The 20,873-nt window shown below is 72.0% G+C and carries 18 protein-coding genes and 1 pseudogene; 8 read left to right on the top strand and 11 right to left on the bottom strand.

The window, feature by feature from the left end; genetic code table 11:
• Nucleotides 1–58 precede the first annotated feature (58 nt).
• The 5 genes from O7553_RS11520 (at nucleotide 59) to O7553_RS11500 (ending at nucleotide 5,202) form a co-directional block, all read left to right on the top strand.
• A complete protein-coding gene (locus tag O7553_RS11520) occupies nucleotides 59–457 on the top strand; it encodes a hypothetical protein (RefSeq protein WP_281554787.1) in 399 nt (132 codons plus the stop codon).
• A 182-nt stretch (nucleotides 458–639) separates the two neighbouring features.
• Nucleotides 640–900 (top strand): hypothetical protein, encoded by a 261-nt coding sequence (locus O7553_RS11515; RefSeq protein WP_278168988.1) that lies wholly within the window; start codon nucleotides 640–642, stop codon nucleotides 898–900.
• Nucleotides 901–906: 6 nt separating this feature from the next.
• Entirely contained in the window at nucleotides 907–1,854 is a 948-nt protein-coding gene (locus tag O7553_RS11510; protein WP_281554786.1) for a hypothetical protein, read from the top strand.
• Nucleotides 1,847–4,537, top strand: a complete 2,691-nt coding sequence (locus tag O7553_RS11505) for an FtsK/SpoIIIE domain-containing protein (RefSeq protein WP_281554785.1) — start codon at nucleotides 1,847–1,849, stop codon at nucleotides 4,535–4,537. The genes O7553_RS11510 and O7553_RS11505 overlap by 8 nt, the downstream gene beginning before the upstream one ends.
• Nucleotides 4,537–5,202 (top strand): hypothetical protein, encoded by a 666-nt coding sequence (locus O7553_RS11500; protein ID WP_281554784.1) that lies wholly within the window; start codon nucleotides 4,537–4,539, stop codon nucleotides 5,200–5,202. Before O7553_RS11505 ends, O7553_RS11500 begins: the two co-directional genes overlap by 1 nt.
• A gap of 21 nt (nucleotides 5,203–5,223) precedes the next feature.
• Here the strand turns inward: O7553_RS11500 and O7553_RS11495 are convergent, their stop codons facing one another.
• From O7553_RS11495 to O7553_RS11485, 3 genes are all read right to left on the bottom strand, one after another.
• Nucleotides 5,224–6,486: a cupin domain-containing protein gene (locus tag O7553_RS11495; RefSeq protein WP_281555577.1), complete on the bottom strand. Its 1,263-nt coding sequence runs from the start codon at nucleotides 6,484–6,486 to the stop codon at nucleotides 5,224–5,226.
• 68 nt (nucleotides 6,487–6,554) lie between these two features.
• Nucleotides 6,555–6,755: a hypothetical protein gene (locus O7553_RS11490; protein ID WP_281554783.1), complete on the bottom strand. Its 201-nt coding sequence runs from the start codon at nucleotides 6,753–6,755 to the stop codon at nucleotides 6,555–6,557.
• 114 nt (nucleotides 6,756–6,869) lie between these two features.
• Nucleotides 6,870–7,892: a LacI family DNA-binding transcriptional regulator gene (locus O7553_RS11485; protein WP_281554782.1), complete on the bottom strand. Its 1,023-nt coding sequence runs from the start codon at nucleotides 7,890–7,892 to the stop codon at nucleotides 6,870–6,872.
• Nucleotides 7,893–8,286: 394 nt separating this feature from the next.
• On the opposite strand from O7553_RS11485, the gene O7553_RS11480 reads away from it, so the two are divergent.
• On the top strand, nucleotides 8,287–10,698 hold the full coding sequence (locus O7553_RS11480) for a glycoside hydrolase family 3 N-terminal domain-containing protein (RefSeq protein WP_281554781.1): 2,412 nt from the start codon (nucleotides 8,287–8,289) through the stop codon (nucleotides 10,696–10,698).
• Between the two features lie 38 nt (nucleotides 10,699–10,736).
• Here O7553_RS11480 and O7553_RS11475 read toward each other — a convergent pair whose 3' ends face one another.
• The 3 genes from O7553_RS11475 to O7553_RS11465 form a co-directional block, all read right to left on the bottom strand.
• Entirely contained in the window at nucleotides 10,737–11,168 is a 432-nt protein-coding gene (locus O7553_RS11475; protein ID WP_281554780.1) for a DUF2267 domain-containing protein, read from the bottom strand.
• A 68-nt stretch (nucleotides 11,169–11,236) separates the two neighbouring features.
• The gene (locus O7553_RS11470; protein WP_281554779.1) at nucleotides 11,237–11,647 is read right to left on the bottom strand and encodes a TraR/DksA C4-type zinc finger protein; all 411 of its coding nucleotides are present in this window, start codon (nucleotides 11,645–11,647) and stop codon (nucleotides 11,237–11,239) included.
• 194 nt (nucleotides 11,648–11,841) lie between these two features.
• The gene (locus O7553_RS11465) at nucleotides 11,842–12,519 is read right to left on the bottom strand and encodes a winged helix-turn-helix domain-containing protein (protein ID WP_281554778.1); all 678 of its coding nucleotides are present in this window, start codon (nucleotides 12,517–12,519) and stop codon (nucleotides 11,842–11,844) included.
• 277 nt (nucleotides 12,520–12,796) lie between these two features.
• Here O7553_RS11465 and O7553_RS11460 point away from each other — a divergent pair, with 277 nt between their 5' ends.
• Nucleotides 12,797–13,720, top strand: coding sequence for an AEC family transporter (locus O7553_RS11460; protein WP_281554777.1), 924 nt, complete (start codon nucleotides 12,797–12,799; stop codon nucleotides 13,718–13,720).
• Nucleotides 13,721–13,996: 276 nt separating this feature from the next.
• Here the strand turns inward: O7553_RS11460 and O7553_RS11455 are convergent.
• Nucleotides 13,997–14,548: pseudogene (locus O7553_RS11455) on the bottom strand (patatin-like phospholipase family protein); the annotation flags it as partial.
• Nucleotides 14,549–14,783: 235 nt separating this feature from the next.
• Nucleotides 14,784–16,289 (bottom strand): hypothetical protein, encoded by a 1,506-nt coding sequence (locus O7553_RS11450; protein ID WP_281554776.1) that lies wholly within the window; start codon nucleotides 16,287–16,289, stop codon nucleotides 14,784–14,786.
• 133 nt (nucleotides 16,290–16,422) lie between these two features.
• On the opposite strand from O7553_RS11450, the gene O7553_RS11445 reads away from it, so the two are divergent.
• Nucleotides 16,423–17,112 carry a DUF305 domain-containing protein gene (locus O7553_RS11445; RefSeq protein WP_281554775.1) on the top strand — a complete coding sequence of 230 codons (690 nt, stop codon included), beginning with the start codon at nucleotides 16,423–16,425 and terminating at the stop codon, nucleotides 17,110–17,112.
• Nucleotides 17,113–17,172: 60 nt separating this feature from the next.
• On the opposite strand, the gene O7553_RS11440 is transcribed toward O7553_RS11445, so the two are convergent.
• From O7553_RS11440 to secA2, 3 genes are all read right to left on the bottom strand, one after another.
• Nucleotides 17,173–17,655 (bottom strand): DUF2231 domain-containing protein, encoded by a 483-nt coding sequence (locus tag O7553_RS11440; protein ID WP_281554774.1) that lies wholly within the window; start codon nucleotides 17,653–17,655, stop codon nucleotides 17,173–17,175.
• An 83-nt stretch (nucleotides 17,656–17,738) separates the two neighbouring features.
• On the bottom strand, nucleotides 17,739–18,401 hold the full coding sequence (locus tag O7553_RS11435) for a GAF and ANTAR domain-containing protein (protein ID WP_281555576.1): 663 nt from the start codon (nucleotides 18,399–18,401) through the stop codon (nucleotides 17,739–17,741).
• Nucleotides 18,402–18,501: 100 nt separating this feature from the next.
• On the bottom strand, nucleotides 18,502–20,799 hold the full coding sequence (secA2, locus tag O7553_RS11430) for an accessory Sec system translocase SecA2 (protein WP_281554773.1): 2,298 nt from the start codon (nucleotides 20,797–20,799) through the stop codon (nucleotides 18,502–18,504).
• Between the last annotated feature and the right edge of the window lie 74 nt (nucleotides 20,800–20,873).

The following is a 20,873-nucleotide window of genomic DNA, read 5'->3' as shown; positions in this document are numbered from 1 at the left end:
ACAGGCGCGCTCAACCGGTGCCGGGTCCACGGCCGCGGATGCTGGCAGGCTTGGGCGGATGCGGACTTTGCTGATCGTGGACGGCGCGAACGTGGTCGGCTCCCGACCCGACGGCTGGTGGCGCGACCGGATGGCGGCGGCCGTCCGGCTGCGCGATCAGCTGGTCGACGTCGCCGGCCGGGGGCTGCCCGAGCTGACCGGCCCGCTGGAGGTGGTCCTGGTGGTCGAGGGGGCGGCCCGCGGTCTGCCGCCGGCCGGCGGGGTACGGATCGGCGCGGCTCTCGGGTCGGGAGACGATCTGATCGTCGAGATCGCCGCCGAGGGCGGACCAGACCGGCGGGTGGTGGTCGTCACGGCCGACCGCCGATTGCGGGACCGAGTCACCGACGTGGGCGCGCAGGTTCGCGGGCCTCGATGGCTGACCAGGCAGCTGACCGGTCCGGTGTCGGAATTCTGACCGGTATTCAGACTGAATACCTGATCCGCTGCCGGCAGTTGCCCAGGTCGCACCGGTCAAGCACCGATGACCGCGCGTCCGTCGCGGACCAGCCCATCTGCGGGACCGGACAGCCGGGCAGCAATCACCCACCAGCGGTAAGCTCTAATAGAACCTTCCAGCCCCTTGAGGAGGTTTCACCCGTGGCGAGTGTCGCCGAGGTCAAGTCCGCCATCGAAGCCGCGATCATGCAGGTGTCGGAGGGCCAGGCTGCCGTCCAGGCAGCCAGCGAAAAGATCGCCGAGGCGCAGCAGAGCTTGGCGGCGGCCTTCGAAGGCAGCGGCCACGAGGCGGTCGGAGCGGCCCAGGCCGCGCTGTTCCAGGCCAGCTCCGAGCTCGAGGAGTGCCTCGCCGCCACGCTCGCCGCCGTCGAACAGGCGCAGACGTACTCCGCGACGCTGTAGTCACCAATGTCCCTCGCCGAGAATCTCGCCGCCCGGGTCCGGGCGGCCGCCGACGACCTGCCGGTGGGCCAGCTCGCGGTCGCGGTGCAGCGGCTGCGCGCCGCGACCGAGTTGCTCATCTGGGTCCGCCAGGAGTCGGCGGACCCGCTGGCGGTGCCGCAGCTCACCGGCGCGACCGAACACGCGGAGCAGACCGGCCACGCGATGCGGGTGGCTGCGCAGTCGGTGGACGACTACCTGGCTGCGATCGGCTTCGGCGCCGGCCCGGCGGCGGGGGGCGACAGCGGGTGGCGGGCGGCACTGGACGGCGACCAGGAACCGACGGCGGCACCGGGCGGGCGGGCGGGTGCGCCCGCCGCGCCCGAGCTCGGCAACTGGTGGGCCGCCCGGGTCGCGGAGCTGACCGACCGGGAGTCCGCCGGGGTCTGGCCAGGGCCGGACGCCGCCACCGACACGACCCGGCCGGCCGCCGCCACCGACACCCCCGAACTGCTGCGCAGGGTCGCGACGGCGGTCCGTCGGGAGGACCGGGCCGGACTGCACCGCGACCTCGCCGCAGTGGCCGCGCCGACCGGGCTGAATCTCGCCGCGATCACCCCACCGCTGCTGCACCGCCTCGCCGGAGACCTGCTGGACCACGAGCCGCAGGCCGAGGACCTGCGTCAGCTCGCCTCCGCCACCACCCGACGGGTACGCGAGCTGCTCCCCGGCATGCCGGATCCGGTGCTGCAGACCCTGCTCGCCCGGATCTGCCGGGTGCCGGCCGACGAGCGGCGCGACGACGGTCGCCGGGCCGACGGTGACCAGGCCGGGCAGCCCCCGGATCCGCCGCATCCGGCCGACTCGGCCGTCGCCGGAGCGGTACTCACCGGCGTACTGCTGCGGCTGCTCGACCGCGAGCCGCAGACGCTGCGCCCGGAGCAGCCCCGACCGCTGCGGGGGCGCGATGCCTGACGCGCGGGCCGATCTGGTAGCCGCGGTCCGCCGGGCGCTCGGGCATGCCCGGGCGGCGGCCCGCAACCGACTTGACGACGTCGAACAGGACATCGCCGCGGCGCAACAACAGCTCAACCGGGTACGACTGGCAGCCGAGCAGGTGCCGCACCGAGCCGCAGTGCACCGCGACCGCCGGCTCGCCGACCTCGCCGAGCAGTACCGCGACCAGATAACGGTCGTCACCCGGGGAGCCGTCGCGGCAGTGGACCGGGCGGCACCGGGAGCCGCCGCCGCCGACTGGGCCCGGTGGCATCCCGCCCCGGCGGCACGCACGGAATCACCGGGATCGTGCCGGATCGGCCTGACCGGGCTGGCCGGGCTGGCCGGGGGTGCCGCCGTACCCGCGCTCGTCGCGGTCCTGGACCACGGCCACGTGGCGCTGGACGGCGCCGACCGAGCGGGGTGTGACGCCGTGCTGTCCGCGCTACTGCTGCGGATCCTCGGCCGTACCGCGCCCGGCGCCGTCCGACTGACCGGCTACGACCCGGAACAGCTCGGTGGCGGCCTCGCCGGTTTCGCCCCGCTGGCCGGACCCGGCCTGCTCACCTTCGCCGGCCCCGGTGGGCTGAGCCGGCACCTGGACGACCTGGTCGACCACATCCGCCGGATCAACGAGACGGTGCTGGCCGGAGAGTTCCGGACGCTGAGCGAACTGGCGACAGCCACCGGCCGACGGCCCGAGCCGTGGCGGATCGCCGTCCTGCTGGGCGGGCCCGGGGAGGAGCTGTCCCGGCACGAACGGGCTCAGCTGGACCGGATCACCCGCGCCGGTGCCGCCTGCGGCGTCCATCTGATCGTCCGCGGTGTCGGGCTCAGCGCCGCGCCCACCGTGACCACCGTGTCGGTCTCCGGCGGCACGGCCCGGGTCAGCGGCTATCCGCAGTTGCCGGTACGGATCGACCCGCCACCGCCGGCTGAGTTGGTCACCCGTACCTGCCGGGAGATCGCCGCTGCGGTCGCCGCCGGCCCGGTCCCGGCGGTGTTCAGCGATCTGCTGCCCGAACAGGAATGGACCGAGGACGCCACCGCCGGGCTGACCGCGCCGGTCGGCGACAGCCCACAGGGTCGGCCGGTGACGGTGACGCTGAGCGACTATCCGCCGCACGCGCTGATCGGTGGGCCATCCGGCACCGGCAAGACCAACCTGATCTACGCCTGGATCGGTGCCCTGGCCGCCCGCTACTCCCCGACCGAGCTGGAGTTCTACCTGCTGGATTTCAAGGAGGGGGTGTCCTTCGCCCGGTTCGCGCCGGGCCGGCGGGATCCGAGCTTCCTGCCACATGTCCGGCTGGTCGGGGTGAACGTCAACACCGACCGGGAGTTCGGCCTGGCGATGCTGCACTTCCTGGGTGCGCAACTGCGGCAGCGGGCCGACGCCGCCAAACGCCACGAGGTGACGAAGCTGGCGGAGTTGCGCGCCGAGGACCCACAGGGCCGGTGGCCGCGCATCGTGGCGGTGATCGACGAGTTCCAGGTGCTGCTCGCCGGCAACGACGCACTGGCCACCGAGGCCGCGACGTTGCTGGAGGACCTGGCCCGGCGTGGCCGGTCACAGGGCATCCACCTGATCCTGGCGTCCCAGGACGTCTCCGGTATCCAGGCGTTATGGGGGCGTACCGCGCTGATCGCCCAGTTCGCACTACGGATCGCGCTACCGAAGGCGCGCCGCGTCCTGCCGGAGACCAACACCGCGGCGGAGTCACTGCCCCGCCACCACGCCGTGGTCAACGCCGAGTCCGGGGCGATGGAGGCCAACCAGGTCGTCCGGGTTCCGCCCGCCAGCGACCGGGACACCTGGCAGGAACTGCAACACCGACTGTGGCGACGACGGTCCGCCGACCTGCCCCCGCCGCGGCTGTTCGACGGCGACGTGGTACCCCGGCTGGCCGAGGCGCCGGACTACCAGGCGCTCATCGCCGACAGCGACGGACCGCGGGTACCGGTGGCGTTGCTCGGCGAGACGATCGACGTGCTGGCCCGCTCCGCCCGGCTCGGCCTGGCCCGGGCGCCCGGACGCAATCTCGCGGTACTGGGCACCCGGGTGGACGAGGCGTGCGCCCTGCTCGACGCGGGTGCCCGGTCCCTGGCCCGGCAGTACCCGCCCGGCGCGGCGCGGTTCGACATCGCCTGTCTGGACCCGGACGCGGAAGCCGCCGCCCGCCGGCTACACGCGGCGTTACCGGCCGGCACCGGACTGTACGACTTGGATACCGTCGGCGGGCTGCTCGCGGACACCGCTGACCGGCTCTCCGGTGACGTGCTGGACGGTCCGGTCCGCCCACACTTCCTGGTGCTGTACGCGGTCGACGCCGCCGCCGGACGGCTGGCGGCGAAGTTCGCCGGCCGCTCCGGCCTGGACCGGCTCCGCCGGGTGCTGCACCTCGGGCCCGAGCGACACACCCATGTGCTGGGCTGGTGGCGCGGTGTGGCGCGGATGCGTGACGACCTCGGCGGGATTGGCTCACGGACCGACCAGATCGGCGCCTGGGTGGCGTTGGACGTGCACGGCTCCGACCTCGGACCGCCGCTGTACCCCCGGGCCGGCGGCCCGGCGTGGTATCCCCGGCCGTGGCGGGCGCTGTTCTTCGACCGGGCCGTGCACCGCAGCGCCGAGGTCATCATCCCGTACGGGCTGACCTGATGGATGCCTCCTACCCCGAGCTGATGCGCCGGCTCGCCGAACTCGCCGCCGCGCTGCAGAACCGCCGGAACGAAGCGCAGCAGTGGTACGCGCAACGGTGCGACGGCGCGCAGGCCGCGGTGGCCGAGGTGGAGACCGACCTGGCGGAGCTGCACCAACTCCACGAGCAGGCAAGCCGGGAGCTGGCGGACGTCGACCGGGCGGCCGCCGACATCTGGACCGAGGTCGGTCACCGGTTCGGGCCGTTGGCCGGACGGCTTGGTGGCCTTCCGGCACCACTGCCGCCGCCCCCTGGTACCGCCGTTGACGACGATCCGGAGCACTGGCTGGCGGCCGCCCGCGCCCTGGTCGAGCGGTCCGGCGACGTGGGTCCCCTGTCCCGAGCGGCATATCCGGTGCTGGCGCTGTTCGGCGCCGCCGGAGCCGTCGCCGCGTTCGGGTTGTCCACTGCCGCGCGGTGGGCCGGGCAGCGCTACGGCGGCGACCTGGCGGTCGGGATGCCGGTGATCGCGCTCGTCGTCACCCTGGTCGGTCCGCTACTCGGGCTGGTGCCGGCGAAGGCGCTGGCCGACCGCTGGCATGCCGAGCTCGACCTGCGTACCGTGTCGATCGTCCTGGTCGCCGGCCTGGCGGCGACCGCCGTCCTGCTGACGGGGCTGGGCTGACCCGCCCGGGCCGATGGTGGATCAGCCGACGACCGCGACCGCTTCGCGCAGCAGACGGCGGGCCAGCACCAGTTGGTCGGCGGTGGTGTCCAGTCCTGGCAGGTCGCCGACCCGGACACCGGCGGTGTCCAGCACCGCCCGCAGGGCGGGGACGCACCTGCCCGGAAAGTTCACCGTACGGTCGAAGATCTGCAGGGTGACCCGCTCGTCCGACTGCGAGGTGAGCCGCCAGCGCAATCCGGGTCGGCGGCGGATGACGTCGTCGACGGTCAGCGTCCGGATCCGGTCCGCCTGCTGCAGTGGTGGCAATGGGGCCGGGCGCACCGCCGACCAGGCCCGGCGGCGCATAGGCGCCGCGACCTGGTCCGGCTCGACAGAGGCCAACCAGTCACGCAGTACCGCCACCGTCGCGGTCAGCTCCGAGGTGATCCCGGCGGGTTCGCACGGGTCGGCGCCGAACGGCAGCGACGTGCGCAGCTGCGGCTCGGTGACGGCGAGCTCGAGCAGCGCCTCGACCAGCGAGTACCGGGTGAACGCGCGAATCCCGACGGTGAGGTGGATCGAGCTCTCCTGCTGCGCGGTGGCACTGTGCAGCCAGCCTCGAGGCAGGTAGAGGGCATCGCCGGGGCCGAGCACGACGTCCAGCGCAGGTGCGGCCTCGGACCGGGCAACCACCTCATCGGCCCGACCCGACCAGGTCTGCTGGGGCAGCGGATCGGTCAGTACCGGTTCGTGCACCCGCCACCGCTTGCGACCCTCGGTCTGCAGCACGAACACGTCGTGGGTGTCGTAGTGGGTGGCGAATCCACGGCTGCCAGCCGGTGTGAGGTAGGCGTTCGTCTGCAACGGCTGGCCCAGTGTGGTGGACAGCTCGCCGATGAACGAGATGATCGGTGGCCAGAGCCGGTGCAGGCCCTGCAGGACCAGGGTGGCACCGTCCGCATACAGATCCAACACCCGCTCGTCGAGCACCTGGTCGTCGATCTCGGCGCCGGCGCCGGCGCTGCCGGTGTAGGTCCGTTCCGCGAAGACCTCACCGTCCCGGGCCACCCGGAGGAACGGCGTACGCAGGCCGTGCTGGCTCAGCAGCTGGTCGGCTGCGGGGCCGTCGAGCAGATCGGTGAAGCCGGCGGGGCCGGCCAGGTCGACAGCGCGCGACAGCAGCGGTCTACGCCCCCAGTAGACATCGGCGAACGTCGTCGGATCCACCGCAACGCACCGGGTCAGCGCCGCCGGGCGGCGGGACGCGCCCGCACCGCCCGGCGAGCCCGGTGACGCGGCGATCTGCGGCGGGTCGGTAAGTCCGTGCCCGCCGGTGCAGCCGGCACCACGTGTCGCGGTGGGCAGCCGAGTCAACGCCGGTTCGCCCCGCCGTCGGCACCACCGTCGCGCCCAGCCGGATTCGCCCCACCATCAGCCGGGCCCTCCTGCGCCTTCGGACCAGCGCCGCCGTCGGCACCACCGTCGCGCCCAGCCGGATTCGCCCCACCATCAGCCGGGCCGTGACCCGTCGCGGGCCCGGTGCTGCGGATGTCGTCGTCGTCAAGTGTCATGACTGCCCCCTGCGGGTCGGTCGGCACGCGCCGGCGGCGCCGGCGCGCTCCTGCCTGCGGGTGGTACCCGAGGCGGATCGTCACTAACCTCGGGTAAACGCGGGGCCGGCCGGATTACAGCTCCTGGTACGGCGCGCAGCTGTCCCGCACGACCAGCTCGGTGGCGAGCTCCACCCGCGGCGTCTCCAGCGCTTCCCCTTGCGCCAGACGCAGTACTGTCCGCGCCGCCAGCAGCCCCATCTCGGCCAGCGGCTGGCGCACCGTGGTCAGCGGTGGCGACGACCACTGCACCTCGGGCAGGTCGTCGAAGCCGACCACGCTGACGTCGTCCGGAACCCGCAGGCCGCGTTGCCGCAGGGCTTCGAATGCGCCGAGGGCCATCTGGTCGCTGGACGCGAAGATCGCACTCGGTGGTTCGTCGAGGTCGAACAACGCGGCCGCGCCAGCGAAGCCCGACTCGTGGTAGAAGTCGCCGGGGACGACGTACTCGGGGCGCAGCGGGATCTCAGCCGCCTCCAACGCGGCCCGGTAGCCGTCGAGCCGGGCCCGGCTGCACAGCAGCCGGGGCGGACCGGCGATGAAGCCGATCCTGCGGTGTCCCAGGGAGATGAGGTGTTCCGTCGCTCGCAGTCCGCCGGCCCAGTTGGTCGCCCCGATAGTGGGGATGTCCAGGCTCGGCACGCCGGCCGGGTCGACCAGTACCATCGGTACGTTCAGCCGTCGCAGCTCGGTGTGTAATGGCGGAGCGAGTTCACTGGTGACCAGGATTACACCGTCAGTGGCCCGGGTCCGCAGGTTCTGCAGCCACTGCCGGGTCGCCGCGGACCGACGGTGGATGGCGGAGACGACGGTTCCGACCCCGGCGGCGTGCGCGACATCCTCCACGCCGCGGATTATCTCCACGGCCCACGGGCTGTCCAGATCGTTGAAGACCAGGTCGATCAGGCTGGCACCGGCGCGGGACCGGGTCGCCCGCCGTCGGTAGCCGTGCCGACGCAGGAGCTCCTCGACCCGTTCACGGGTCTGCGGGGCGACGTCGTTGCGCCCGTTGAGCACCCGTGACACGGTCGGCACGGAGACACCGGCTTCCTGGGCGATCGCGGTGATCGTGATCCTGCGTCCTTCATCGACCGTCACGGCAGCAACTCCTTCGTCGAGGCTTCAGCGTACGGCCGAACCTTCCGCCAGTCGGTCCGGCTCCGAACGCCGAGTCCGGGCCCCATCTTGCCGCAGTTGGAAAACGCTTGGCATCGACCCGGCCGGCAGTGTGTCGCACATGCCGGCGACCGAGTCGGCCGCGCCACCGACCGGAACTTTCCGGAACCGCCCGGGCGGCGGTTGCCTGAACGGCGGCCGGACGGGACACATCCGGCTGCCACGATGCGGGAGCATACCCGGACACTGCCAGCAAACTGTGGACTGCCAGATCTCGACGAAGCCGCAAGTTTCCGGAAACATGTCGGAGAACAGGCGCGACGGTCCGGCGACGCCGGTACTGGACTGGCGCGGCGCGATCGACAGGAGGCTGCCGGTGAGCGGCACGAACCATGCCCTGGACGAGGCCCTCGATCGGTCAGCGCCGTGGCGCGATCTCACCCTACCGGTGGAGGAACGGGTGTTCGACCTGCTTAGTCGGATGTCGCTGACGGAGAAGATCGCACAGCTGTACAGCTACTGGCGGGGCGCCAATGCCTCGATCGACGACATGGCCCCGCTGCAGCATGATCTGGTCGACGAGTCAGTTGACTGGGCCGACCTGCTGCACACCGGCTTGGGGCAGTTGACCCGCCCGTTCGGCACCACGGCGGTGACTCCGGCCGACGGTGCCCGGGCGCTGCACCGGCTGCAGGCCGAGATCGTCGCCGGCAACCGCTTCGGTATTCCCGCGCTGATCCACGAAGAGTGCCTGACCGGGTTCATGACCTGGGGCGCCACCGTGTACCCGACCCCACTGGCCTGGGGTGCCAGCTTCGACCCTGACCTGGTGACACAGATGGCGCGTCGGATCGGGCAGGACATGCGGTCGGTCGGGGTGCACCAGGGACTCGCCCCGGTGCTCGACGTGGTCAGGGACCCCCGTTGGGGTCGTACCGAGGAGACTATCGGCGAGGATCCGTACCTGGTCGCCACGATCGGCACCGCATACGTGCGTGGGCTCGAATCGGCCGGGGTGGTGGCCACCCTCAAGCACTTCGCCGGTTACTCGGCCTCCCGGGCCGGGCGCAACTTCGCGCCGGTGTCGGTCGGCCCGCGAGAGTTCGCCGACGTCCTGCTCCCACCGTTCGAGATGGCCGTCCGCGACGGTGGCGCTCGATCGGTGATGCACTCGTACGCGGAGGTGGACGGCGTACCGGCGGCGGCAGACGGCGGTCTGCTCACCGATCTGCTCCGTGGCCGCTGGGGGTTCACCGGCACCGTGGTCGCGGACTACTTCGGTGTGTCGTTCCTGGAGCTGCTGCACCGGGTGGCCGACGGTCCCACCACCGCCGCCGCTCTGGCGCTCAGCGCCGGGGTCGACGTCGAACTGCCGGCGGTACGGTGCTACGGAGCCCCGCTTGTCGAGGCAGTCCGGCAGGGTGCCGTGCCGGAGTCGGTGGTCGATCGGGCCGTCACCCGCGTCCTGCGGCAGAAATGTGAGCTGGGGTTGCTCGACCCGGACTGGGATCCGGTGCCACCGGCACTGGCCGGGGCGGACCACCCGAGCGAGGCGGGCGGGCCGTCCGCTGGGCCGGGTATCGACCTGGACCCGCCGGTGAATCGGGACCTGGCCCGGCGGCTGGCCGAGGAATCGGTGGTCCTGCTGGCCAACGACACCGTCCTCCCGCTGCCCGAGCAGGGGCGGGTAGCGGTGGTCGGACCGCTGGCCGACTCAGTCAACGGGCTGCTGGGCTGCTACACGTTCCCCAGCCACGTCGGTACCGTCCCGGCCGACGCCGGTGACCAACTCCCGATGGGGACCGTCCTGGCCGCGCTGCGGGCCGAGCTGCCTGCAGCGGCCATCGAGCACGTCACCACCGGCCCGGTGGACGGGCAGGACACTCCGGGCATCGTGGTGGCCGCAGACGCTGCGGCGCGGGCCGACGTCTGTGTCGCGGTGGTTGGGGACCGGGCCGGGCTGTTCGGCGCCGGAACCTCCGGCGAGGGCTGCGACGCCACCGACCTGGAACTGCCCGGACGGCAGGGTGAGTTGATCGAGGCGTTGGTCGCCACCGGCACCCCGGTGGTACTGGTGCTGCTGACCGGACGCCCGTACGCGCTCGGCCGGTACGCCGACCGGCTGGCCGGGGTGGTGCAGGCGTTCTTCCCCGGTGCCGAGGGGGGCCGCGCGGTCGCCGGTGTGCTCAGCGGCCGGGTCTGCCCGTCCGGCAGGTTGCCGATCGGGGTTCCTCGGCAGGCCGGCGGCCAGCCGACCAGCTATCTCAGCCCGCTGCTGGGACACCGGACCGAGGTGAGCAATGTCGATCCCGGTCCGCTGTACCCGTTCGGTCATGGCCTGTCGTACACCTCGTTCGAGTGGTCGACGCCGCTGGTCGACGGGGTCGAGCACGACCGGGGTGCGGCTCCGGCGCAGATCGGCACCGACGGCACGCTGCGGATCCGACTGCGGGTACGCAACACCGGTGACCGCGCGGGCAGCGAGATCGTCCAGCTGTACCTGCACGACCCGGTGGCGCAGGTCACCCGACCGGTGATCCGGCTGGTCGGGTACGCCCGGGTGCTGTTGCAGGCTGGCCAGGCGCGCTGGGTCGAGTTCGACTTCTCCGCCGACCTGTCGTGTTTCACCGGGCGGGACGGGCGCCGGGTCGTCGAGCCCGGCGATCTGGAGCTGCGGCTGGCCGCGTCGAGCACCGACGTCCGCCACCGGGTCGCGGTCCGGCTGGTCGGCGCCCAGCGGCAGGTCGACCACCGACGCCGGCTGGCCACCGAGGTGACCGTACGGTGACGGGGGTGCCGCTGCCCGCTGCGGTGCGGGCAGCGGCGTCAGTCGCTCAGCAGGTCACGCAGTTCGACCGGTACGGTGGCCAGCACGTCGTCCCACTCGCCGGAGCTGACGTGCCGTCGAAGCACCCGGCTGACCGTCCGGATCACCTGCTCGGCGCCGCCCTCGACGTCGAACGGGAAGTCCCGGCGCACCCGGGCGACGAACTCGGCACGGTCCAGCTTCGTCGGAGCCGAGGTGGCGTCCCAGCCCTCGTAGTACAGCCCGCGGACCAGCAGCGGCAGTTGCGCCGCGAGCTGCACCACCTCGGCCAGTGGTAGCCGGTCGCGCAACGTGTGCAGCACGGCGGCGAGCGCCGAATAGGACTGTTGGCGGCGCTGCGCCGGCCAGCCGAGTTCGTGCTCGATCTCGCTGAGCAACCGGTTGGTCTTGTCCACGGTGGCGTCAATGGCAGTCAGCTGGGCAGTCGTCATCTTCGTGCTCCCTCGTCGGTTCGTGGTGCCGGTGATCCGGGGGGCGCTCGTGATCCGCACGGTCCCGGTCAGGCCGCCCGCCGTTCCCGGGACTGCTTGCAGGTGACGCAGGTGGTGGCCGAGGGGTAGATCTCCAGCCGCTCCACCGGAATGGCTACGGCGCAGCCCTCGCAACGCCCGTAGTCGCCGGCGGCGAGACGGGCCAGGGCATGCTCGAACTGGGTGCGACGCTCCAGGATGGTACGGATCAAAGACTGGGCCGCGTCCCGCTCGGCGGTCTTCGTGCCGCTGTCGGCCTGGTCGTCGCCGGCGGTGTCGCCCCCTTCGACCAGCCGCAGCACCTGGCTCTGCGTCATCGCCTGCTCGTACTCAGCCGTCAACTCCTGGTACCGGCTGGTCAGCGCGGTGCGGATACGATCACTGTCGATGGTTCCCGGTACGCCGAGTCCCGGTCGCCGGTTCACGTCATGCGTCAGCATGCGCCCATCCCCCTTCAGATCGGTTACGGCGAGCCATGACCGGCTCGGACTCCGGCACCGGGTCGCCGCGAAGATCCGCCACTTACCCGTCGCCGACGGCCGGCAAACCCCGTCCAACCCCTGGCCAGCCACGCGGCCTCCGGGCCTCGCCGACGTCGATCGGGGCCGCCGGCAGTGCGGTCCCGGCAGTGCGGTCAGCCGGCGGTGTCGATGCTGATCCGGACGTCGTCGGCGAGCCGGTAGCCGACGCCGTACACGGTGGTGATCAGGGGCGAGTTGCCCACCTTGCCGCGGAGCCGGCGGATGTGCACGTCCACGGTACGCACCCCGGTGTGCTCGTAGCCCCATACCGCGGCGAGCAACTGCAACCGGGTGAAGACCCGGCGAGGGTTCTCCACCAGGTGCAGCAGGAGATCGAACTCGAGTCGGGTCAGCAGCAGCGGCTCGCCGTCCAACAGAACGGTCCGCGACGCGACCATGACGTGCAGTGCCGGCACGGCGACCGTGGTGGTCCGCCGTGACCGGGTGGCGGGGTCGGTGAACACCCCACCGGCCGCCGACGTCGGACCCGGCGCGTCGCGGCCGGCGCCGATCTGGTCGAGCGCCGCGCCGGGCTGCGCCCGGGTCGCGTCGACCGTCGGCATCTCCACCGTCGCCTCACCCCGTTCCACCAGCTCCCGGGCGGCCTCCAACAACCGGCGGGCGGACGACGAGAGCGCCTCCTCGCCGGCGGTGAGCGGAATCGACACGGTGACGGTCACGGTCGCCATCGCCGGGCCGGTCCCCCGCCGCGGCGCGGCGGGCGGACGGGCCGCACCAGACGGTGGCAAACCGGACCAGCCGGCGCGCGGCGAGGCAGGGCTGACCGACATGGTCCTCCTAGACAGTTCCGGCCGGAAGCGTGTATCCCGGCCGCCGGCTGGTGTCCGTACGCAACGGCAGCCGGCTGGGACGCGGCAGCCAGCACCGGACACAGGGGACGACCCGGTGCGCCGGCGGCTGCGCACGAACCGATGCTGCCGCTCCCACGCTCCCGGGTCAATACCGGACGGCGTTGCAGGAATGTGATGATTGACAAGCGCACCGTAATCGATTGCTCGCTCTGGATACCCGACCTCGGTGCTATTGCCGAACCGGCAGGATGATCACATGCGCGCCATCGTCGCCGGGTTCGCCGCGATCTGGTCGGTGACCCTGATCGGGTACCTGATCGGCCGTTTCGAGCTGCTCGGCCCGGATGGCACCGCCGTCCTGGCCCGGCTGGCCTTCTTCATCGCGACGCCGGCGCTGTTGTTCACCACCTTGGCGGGCACGTCCCCGACCGAGGTGTTCACCCCCGCGTTCCTCGCCTACCTGGCGAGCACCGTGGTGGTGGCGGCCGCCTACCTGGCGCTCGCCGGTTGGCTGTGGCAGCGGCCGGCCGGCGATGTCACCATCGGCGCGCTCGGCGCCTCCTATGTGAACGCAGCCAACCTCGGCATCCCGGTAGCGGCGTACGTGCTCGACGACGTTTCGGTCGTCGCGCCGGTGCTGCTGTTCCAGGTGCTCGTCGCGGCACCGGTGGCCTTCGCCGTCCTGGACTTCACCGCCGGCGACCGCCGCCCGTCCGTCCGTCGGCTGCTGTCCCTGCCGGCCCGCAACCCGATCATGATCGCCTCGGCGGCGGGCCTGGCACTGGCGATCAGCCGGTGGCAGCCACCCGCCGAGCTGCTGCGCCCCGCCGAACTGCTTGGTGCGGCCGCCGTACCGCTGGCTCTGCTGGCCCTCGGAATGTCCCTGCCCGGAAGCCGGCCGCTGGCGGCCGACCCGCAGGCCCGGGAACGCTACACCGCCGTCGCCCTCAAGGTGCTCGGCCAGCCGGCGGCGGCCTACCTGATCGCCCGACACGGTCTCGGCCTCAGCGGCACCGCGTTGCTCGCCGCAGTGGTCACCGCCGCGCTACCGACGGCGCAGAACGTCTTCATCTTCGCCACCCGGTACCAGCGCGGTCAACGCCTCGCCCGGGACTCGGTGGTGCTCTCCACGGTCGCCACCGCCGTCACCCTGATGCTGATCGCCGCCGTGCTCGGCTGACGTCCCCCAGTGGGCGCGAACCTGGCCGGCGTACCCCGACGACTGACGCTCACCGGCGGCGAGCGCCGCCGCGAACACGACAGCATCATCCGGGTCACCGGTGAGCGCCGCCCGTGCTGTCGCATCCGGCGTCAGGAACATGGGCGTGGCGGGACAACCCTCGGCGGGACGATCTCGCCAGGCCGCCGCCTCGGCCGCCGCCTCGGCCTCCGCCGGCCCGCCGTCGGCCAGAACCAGCACCGTCGCCGCGCCGGCCGCCAGGTCCGGGTTGCTCGTCGAACGGACTGCGCCGCTGATGTAGCGGCGGCCGTCCACCGCCACCGGCCCGGTCACCCCCGGCAGCGCGCAACTGGCCGCGACTGCCCGTGGCAGGGCGATGCCGGACGTCGAGTCCCACGCCACCAGCTGACCGCTGTCCGCGTCGACCGCGGTGACCAGCAGCCGGGGCGCGCTGGGCCAGCGGTGGTCCCGCAGCAGGTCCGCAACGGCACCCACGGCGGCGTCCGACGGGTCGGCGGCGAGTGCCAGCCGCCCAAGCTGCGCCCGGGCCTGCGACGACGTGGCACCGCCGGCACGCAGGCTCCGGCGGGTCTCGTCGACCAGTTCGTAGTCGGTCTGCCGGGCTGTCACCGGCCAGGTCCCGACCCGCCGTACGGTCCGCACGGCCGCGGCAGGACCAGCGTCGCCGTAGACCAGCGCCGCCACCAGGGCGCCGGTCGACGTCCCTACCACCAGGTCCGGCGTGCGCAGTCCGGCGCCAGCCCGATCGAGTCCGACGAGCATCCCCAACTGCCAGCCGGCCCAGCCGTCCCCGCCAGCGCCGAACACCACAGCTCGTCCCGTCACCGCCACCTCCGACGCGTCGACCTCGACGACGGGACCGCCGTCCGTCCAACCACTCCAGCCCTGCCGGCGGCACCGCCACCGAGCGCAACGCGCCGAAGCCGAACGCCCGGCTACCTATGGATGAACATCCGGACAACCAGCCAGGTCGGTCAGGCGCGGTGGGTGGTCGGACCGCAGTCCGACCACCCACCGCCCGCTCGGTCTCAAAAGGGCGGTGTCACCAGCTGAGGTACCAGGGCTGGGTCTGCACGTTCAGCTCCGGGAACCGGACCAGCTTGGCGCTCGCCGTCCGCCAGTCCTTGAGGTCCAGCACATCCAGGCCCTTCTGGATGTCACTGGAGTAGATGTAGCCGTTGTAGTAGTACGTCGACCATGGTCCGCCGGTGACCATCCGGGTGTCCGAGACCGGTCCCCGCTCCCAGTAGGCGATCTCCTGCGGCCTGGCCGAGTTGGTGAAGTCCCAGACCGAGATGCCGCCCTGGTACCAGGCCTGGACCATGATGTCGCGGCCCAGGACCGGGATCAGCGAACCGTTGTGGGCCACACAGTTCTCGGTCGACCCGTTGGTCCGGGGGATCTTGAAGTAGCTGCGGAAGACCAGCGTCCGCGCGTCACCCGTACCGGTGATGTCGTAGATGGCGTTGGCTCCCCGGTCCGGACCGATGGTCGGGTTGCAGGTCGCCGCCCCGCCGCCGCCGAGTTCGTCGGTGAAGACCACCTTGGTGCCCGAGTTGTTGAACGTCGCCGAGTGCCAGAAGGCGAAGTTGGTGGTGTCCCGGACCTGGTGGATGACCCGGGGCGCCTCCCGGTCGGAGATGTCCAGCAGCACGCCGTCGCCCATGCAGGCGCCCGCCGCGAGGTCCTTCTGCGGGTACGCGGTGATGTCGTGGCAGCCGGTGGTGGTGGAACTGCCGTTGCCACCCGGGTTGCCGCCGTCCGGGAAGATCGCCGGGGTGGCCACCACGGCCGCGTCGGTCGGCTTCTTCAACGGCACCTTGACGATCGAGATCAGGTCGTGCGGTGGCTGGCAGTCCGGGAAATTCGTCGACGGACTGTACGACGACACGTAGAGGTACACGAACGCACGGCTCTTCGCCGGCACCAGGGTGTGGGTGTGTGAGCCGCAGTTCGTCTCGACGGACTTGACGTACCGGGGGTTCTCCTTGTCCCGGATATCGAAGATCTTGATGCCCTCCCAGGACTCCTTCACCGACGCGGACTGGGAGGTGCTGGCGCAGGAGTCGTCACTGCGCGACGAGTCTGTGGACAGGAACAACAGGTCACCGTGGACCGACACGTCGTTCTGCCCACCCGGGCAGACCACCTGCGACACCAGTCGCGGCCGCCGCGGGTTGGCGATGTCGTAGATCACGAAACCGTTGTAGTTGCCGACGAAGGCGTACCTGCCCTGGAAGGCGAGGTCCGAGTTCAACGAGGACTCGGTGTCGAACGGCGCGGGCTTGGGCAGGCTGGCGATCTGGCGCAGGTTCCGACTGCTGTCGATCTCGTCGACGCCGAGTCCGGGGTCGTCGGTGCCCGCCGCCGACGCCTGGGCCAGGCACAACTCGACCGCCAGCGCGTCGGTGGCGTCGGCGCAGTCGACGTCGAACGGGGTCCCTGCATGACTCGGTGTCGCCAACGCGGTGCTGCCGAACAGGACGGCGATCGCCGCCACTGCCACCGTCCGGAGCTGCCGCGGCCCTCGTGGGGAACGTCTGATCATGTGCGGCACCCTTCGAAAGGGATTGATGATGCTGCGACGATACCGCCGAGTTCCCGACATCGATGTGACAGTAATCACATCGATACATGGAGTTAGCCGGATAGCATCGCGACCGTCCACCTCGGGAGGTCCGATGTCCCGACTGTCACTCGGCCGGCACCGGCGGCTACTGGCACTCGCCCTGATCCCGGCCGTGGTCGTCGTCGCGGTGGTCGTGCTACGGACCACCGCAACGACCTCGGCCACCACCAACGACGCAGCGACCGGGTCGGCGGGAACGTCCACCGGCACGGACGCACCGCCGGTGATCCTTCCCGGCCGGCCCGGCGAGCCGGCCGAGCTGCGCCCCGGTGCGGACGTGACCATCGATCCACCGCAGTACAACGCGCTGGACACCTGGTACGTCCAGATGATGATCCCGCACCACACCCAGGCCGTGCAGATGGCAGCGCTCGCCGCCGACCGCAGTGCCGACCCAGGGGTACGGGCGTTCGCCGACCGCATCCGGGCTGGGCAGGCCGCCGAGATCGCCGTACTCCGGCAATGGCTGCAGGACCGGCGGCTACCCGCCGGTGAACACGACCACGACACGATGCCCGGGATGCAGACCGAGCAGGCCGTCCGGGAACTGGCGGCCGCCCGGGGAGCCGAGTTCGACCGGCTCTTCGTGGCGATGATGACCGACCACCACCAAGGTGCCGTCGAAATGTCCGACCGGGTGCTCACCGGCGGCAGCGACGTGACCGTCGAGGAACTCGCCACCTCGATCGCGGCCGAACAGGCCGTCGAGATCAACCGGATGCGGGACCTGCTGGACAGCTGAACCGGCACCCACCGCATCGCGCGGGACCGGGTCACGCGGGACCGGCCGCTGTGCGGCGAGCTAGCGGCGGGCCAGCGCGTCCAACCCGTCCGACCGGCGAATGCCCTCATCGGCGGCCGCCACCTCCCCGACGTGGCGCAGCAGAGCCGTGCCGTGACGCAGGCCCGCCACCCCCACGCCGAGGCCGACCAGCTCCACGATCAACAACGGGACGCCGGCCAACGACGTCGGACCGGAGGTACGGATCAAGCCGGCGAGCAGGAACAGCCCACCCATCGCCGTACTGATCAGGTTGAACCGGACCAGCGAGGAGCGGACCGGACCGGACGGCTCGTCCCAGAGATCGACCAGACCCACCGCCACGGTCAGCGCCATGGCGGCCAGCCCGGCGACCAACGTCCAGTAGCCGACCTCACCGAACAGGTCGGGTGCCCCGGCCACCACCGAGATGTCGAACAGGGCCGCACAGACGAATAGTCCGAACGGCAGGGTCACCAGCATCGGCTGGATCGGCTGGCCGGGCACGCGGAATTGCGCCTGCATCGCCCTCACGCCCTTCCCACTGGTCGCACCGGTCACACCGCCGGTGCTACCCGAGTATCTCCCGCCGCGAACCCACCCGCCATTCACCGCTGCTGGCTGTCGGCCCGCAGCACCGACGCCACCAGCCGCTCGGCGACCTCCGGCAACGGCATCGCGGTCGCCTCGGCCGCCTCGCGCAGCACCGCGAGCGCTTCCCCGGCCGGGCACCGCCGCTGGGTCATCACGATGCCGATCGCCGGGCCGATCACGTCGCCGTACTCCGGACGGTCGGCGTCGGCCCCGCCCGCCGCCCCGCCGCGACGCCGGTCCCGCACCGCTGCGAGGAGCAGTCCGGCGTGCTCGGCGAGGAGCAGGGCGGTCAACTGCTCGCCGACGCCGAGCGCCCCGACCCGCTCCGCGTACAGGTTGATCGCACCGATCGCCTCGTCGTCGACGTCCACCGGCGCGCAGAGCACGGAACGGATCCCCCGGTCGACCGCCGCCCGGCTCCACTGCGGCCAGCGCGGCGAGTCGGCACCCGGATCGGCCAGCACGATCTCGCGGTCCCGGATCGCGGTCATCGCCGGTCCGTCGGAGGCGTACTGAAGCTCATCCAGATCCTTGACCAGTGGATCGGACGCCGCCACCGAAGCGGGCCGGCCGGCCCGGAGAAAACAGACGCTCGCATACGTCACCCCGGGCAGCGCGGATCGGGTGGTGCGGGCGAGATGCTCCACCGCCTGGTCGAAATCGGTGCACCGGATCATGCCGGCGGTCAGCTCCCGCAGCAGGGCGGCGGTCTCCAGTACGGCCAGCCTGCTGTCCGCCGGGTCGGCCTGGGTCAACGTGATCGAGCCCTGGCCGCGCTCAGCGGCGGCCGCTGCCACTGAGCCGGCGGCCAACGGAGGAGATCAGCCGGTCCAGTTCGGAGCCGAACGGGTTGTCGTGTACCAGGTAGGTCCAGGTCGCACTGGGCCGTACCAGCTGGGCCTCGTCAGGCTGCCAGTCCTCGTCGAACTCGGTCTGCTCGAACGTCGCGACGGTGCGGGCCTCGATCTCCGGGATCAGCTGGTTGAACGCGGGCACGGCAGCCCGGTGGAACTCGTCGAGTGGATCGAGCCGGCCGAGCGCCCGCAGATGCACACCCTCGCGCACCTCGGACAGTTCGGCGAGGTGTTCGGTCCAGAGCCGGTCCAGGTGGTAGAGGGCGATCGAACGGGCCGCCCGCGACAGCAGGTCCTCGTCCATCTCGGCGCACCGCTGCGGAAACCGGTCCATCAGCATCAGCGCGGCGACTTCGGTGGTCAGCAGCCGCTCCCGCCGCTCAGCGAGCGCCTTGCGCTGCTGTTCGATCACCACGCTGTAGCGCCAGGTGTTCCGGTGGATCTCGTAGTCGACACCCTCGGCGATCCGCTGGGCGTGTTCGATGGCGAAATCCACCTGCTCGTCCTGGACGATGCCGTCGGGCGTCATCCGGGGCGAGGGTGGGATCGCGTCCGGGGCGTGCCGGACGACCAGGTCGTCCTCCAGGCTGACGAAGAACACCGAACCACCCGGGTCGCCCTGGCGACCGGCCCGGCCGCGCAACTGGTTGTCCACCCGCCGGCTGTCGTGCCGACCGCTGCCGATCACGTACAGCCCGCCCAGCTCCGCGACCTGGTCCCGGTCGGACTGGTCGCTGCCGCCGAGGCGGATGTCCACGCCGCGCCCGGCCATCTGGGTGGACACCGTCACCGCACCCAGCGCGCCGGCCTCGGCGATGATCGCGGCTTCCTCGTCGTCGTTCTTGGCGTTGAGTACCACGCAGGGCACACCGGCCTCGCCCAGCGACGCAGCCAGGCTCTCCGACTCCTTGACGTCGAGGGTGCCGATCAGCACCGGACGCCCGGTGGCGTGGGCCGAGCTGATCTCGGCGACCAGCGCCTCGTCCTTCTCCGCGCGGGTGGCGTAGATCCGGTCCGACTCGTCGGTCCGTACGCACGGGGTGTGTGGCGGGATCACCGCCACCTCCAGCTTGAAGAACTCGCGGAGCTGGTCGCCGACGAGGACCGCCGTCGCGGTCATCCCGCACAGGGTGCGGTACGCCGCGACGAACGCCTGCACGGTGATGGTGCCGAGCACCTCACCCTCGGCCGTGGCGTTGAGACCCTCCTTGGCCTCGACCGCCGCCTGCAGCCCGTCCGGCCACCGGCGGCGCTGCGCCACCCGACCGCGCATCTCGTCCACCAGCTCCACGGCGCCGTCGCGGACGATGTAGTCGACGTCGCGGTGCAGCAACGCGTGGGCGTGCAGGGCGACGTGGATCGCGGACAGCTGCCCGACGTTGTCGTCGGCGTACAGGTCGACGCCGTCCAGCTTGGCCTCGACCGCGGCCAGCCCGGCGGAGGTGAACGCGACGCTGCGGCCGTCGTCGGCGACCTCGTAGTCCCGGCCGGCGCGCAGCCCGCGTACCAGCGCGGCGGCGGTGTGCACCGGGTCCTGTTCACCGACGACCGCCCCGGCCAGCACCATCGGCACCCGGGCCTCGTCGATGAGGATCGAGTCGGCCTCGTCGACGATCGCCGTGGACAGCGGCGGCTGGACCCGGTCGGCGATGTCGGTGACCAGCTGGTCACGCAGGAAGTCGAAGCCGGCCTCGCTCACCGAGACGTAGGTGACGTCCCGCTGGTACGCGGTGCGCCGCTGCTCGGGGCTGCTGGCCTCGGTGACCCAGCCGACGGTCAGCCCGAGCAACTGGTAGACCGGCGCCATCCACTCGGCGTCGCGGCGGGCGAGGTAGTCGTTGACCGTCAGCACGTGCACCGGGCCGTTGCCCCGCCGCACGTGCCCGTAGGCGGCGATCGTGGCGGTCAGGGTCTTGCCCTCACCGGTGGCCATCTCCGCGACCTTGCCGGCCAGCAGGGACATCGCGCCGAGCAGTTGCTCGTCGAACGGCCGCTCGCCGATGGCCCGCCGGGCAGCCTCCCGGCCGACTGCGCAGAGGTCGACGAACTCGCTGGCCCGGCCGGCCTCGGCGGTCAACTCGGCGTCGTCGAGCGCCCGCAGGTCGTCCTCCCGGCCGGCGATGTCGGGGAGCAGTTTCGCCAACGGAGCGAGGTCGACCGTGCTGCCCGGCCGCTGGAGGAAACGCCGGAACCGACTCTTCAGACGCTGCGACACACCCATGACCGTCAACGCTACGCGACGCGTCCGGCTCGCGGTGCCCCACCCGCCCCAGGACGCTCAGCCGTGGCGGCCGA

This window comes from Solwaraspora sp. WMMA2059 (assembly GCF_027497315.1).
GTDB lineage: Bacteria > Actinomycetota > Actinomycetes > Mycobacteriales > Micromonosporaceae > Micromonospora_E.
Note: the sequence above shows the minus strand (reverse complement) of the source record. Positions and strands in the feature narration are given on the sequence as shown.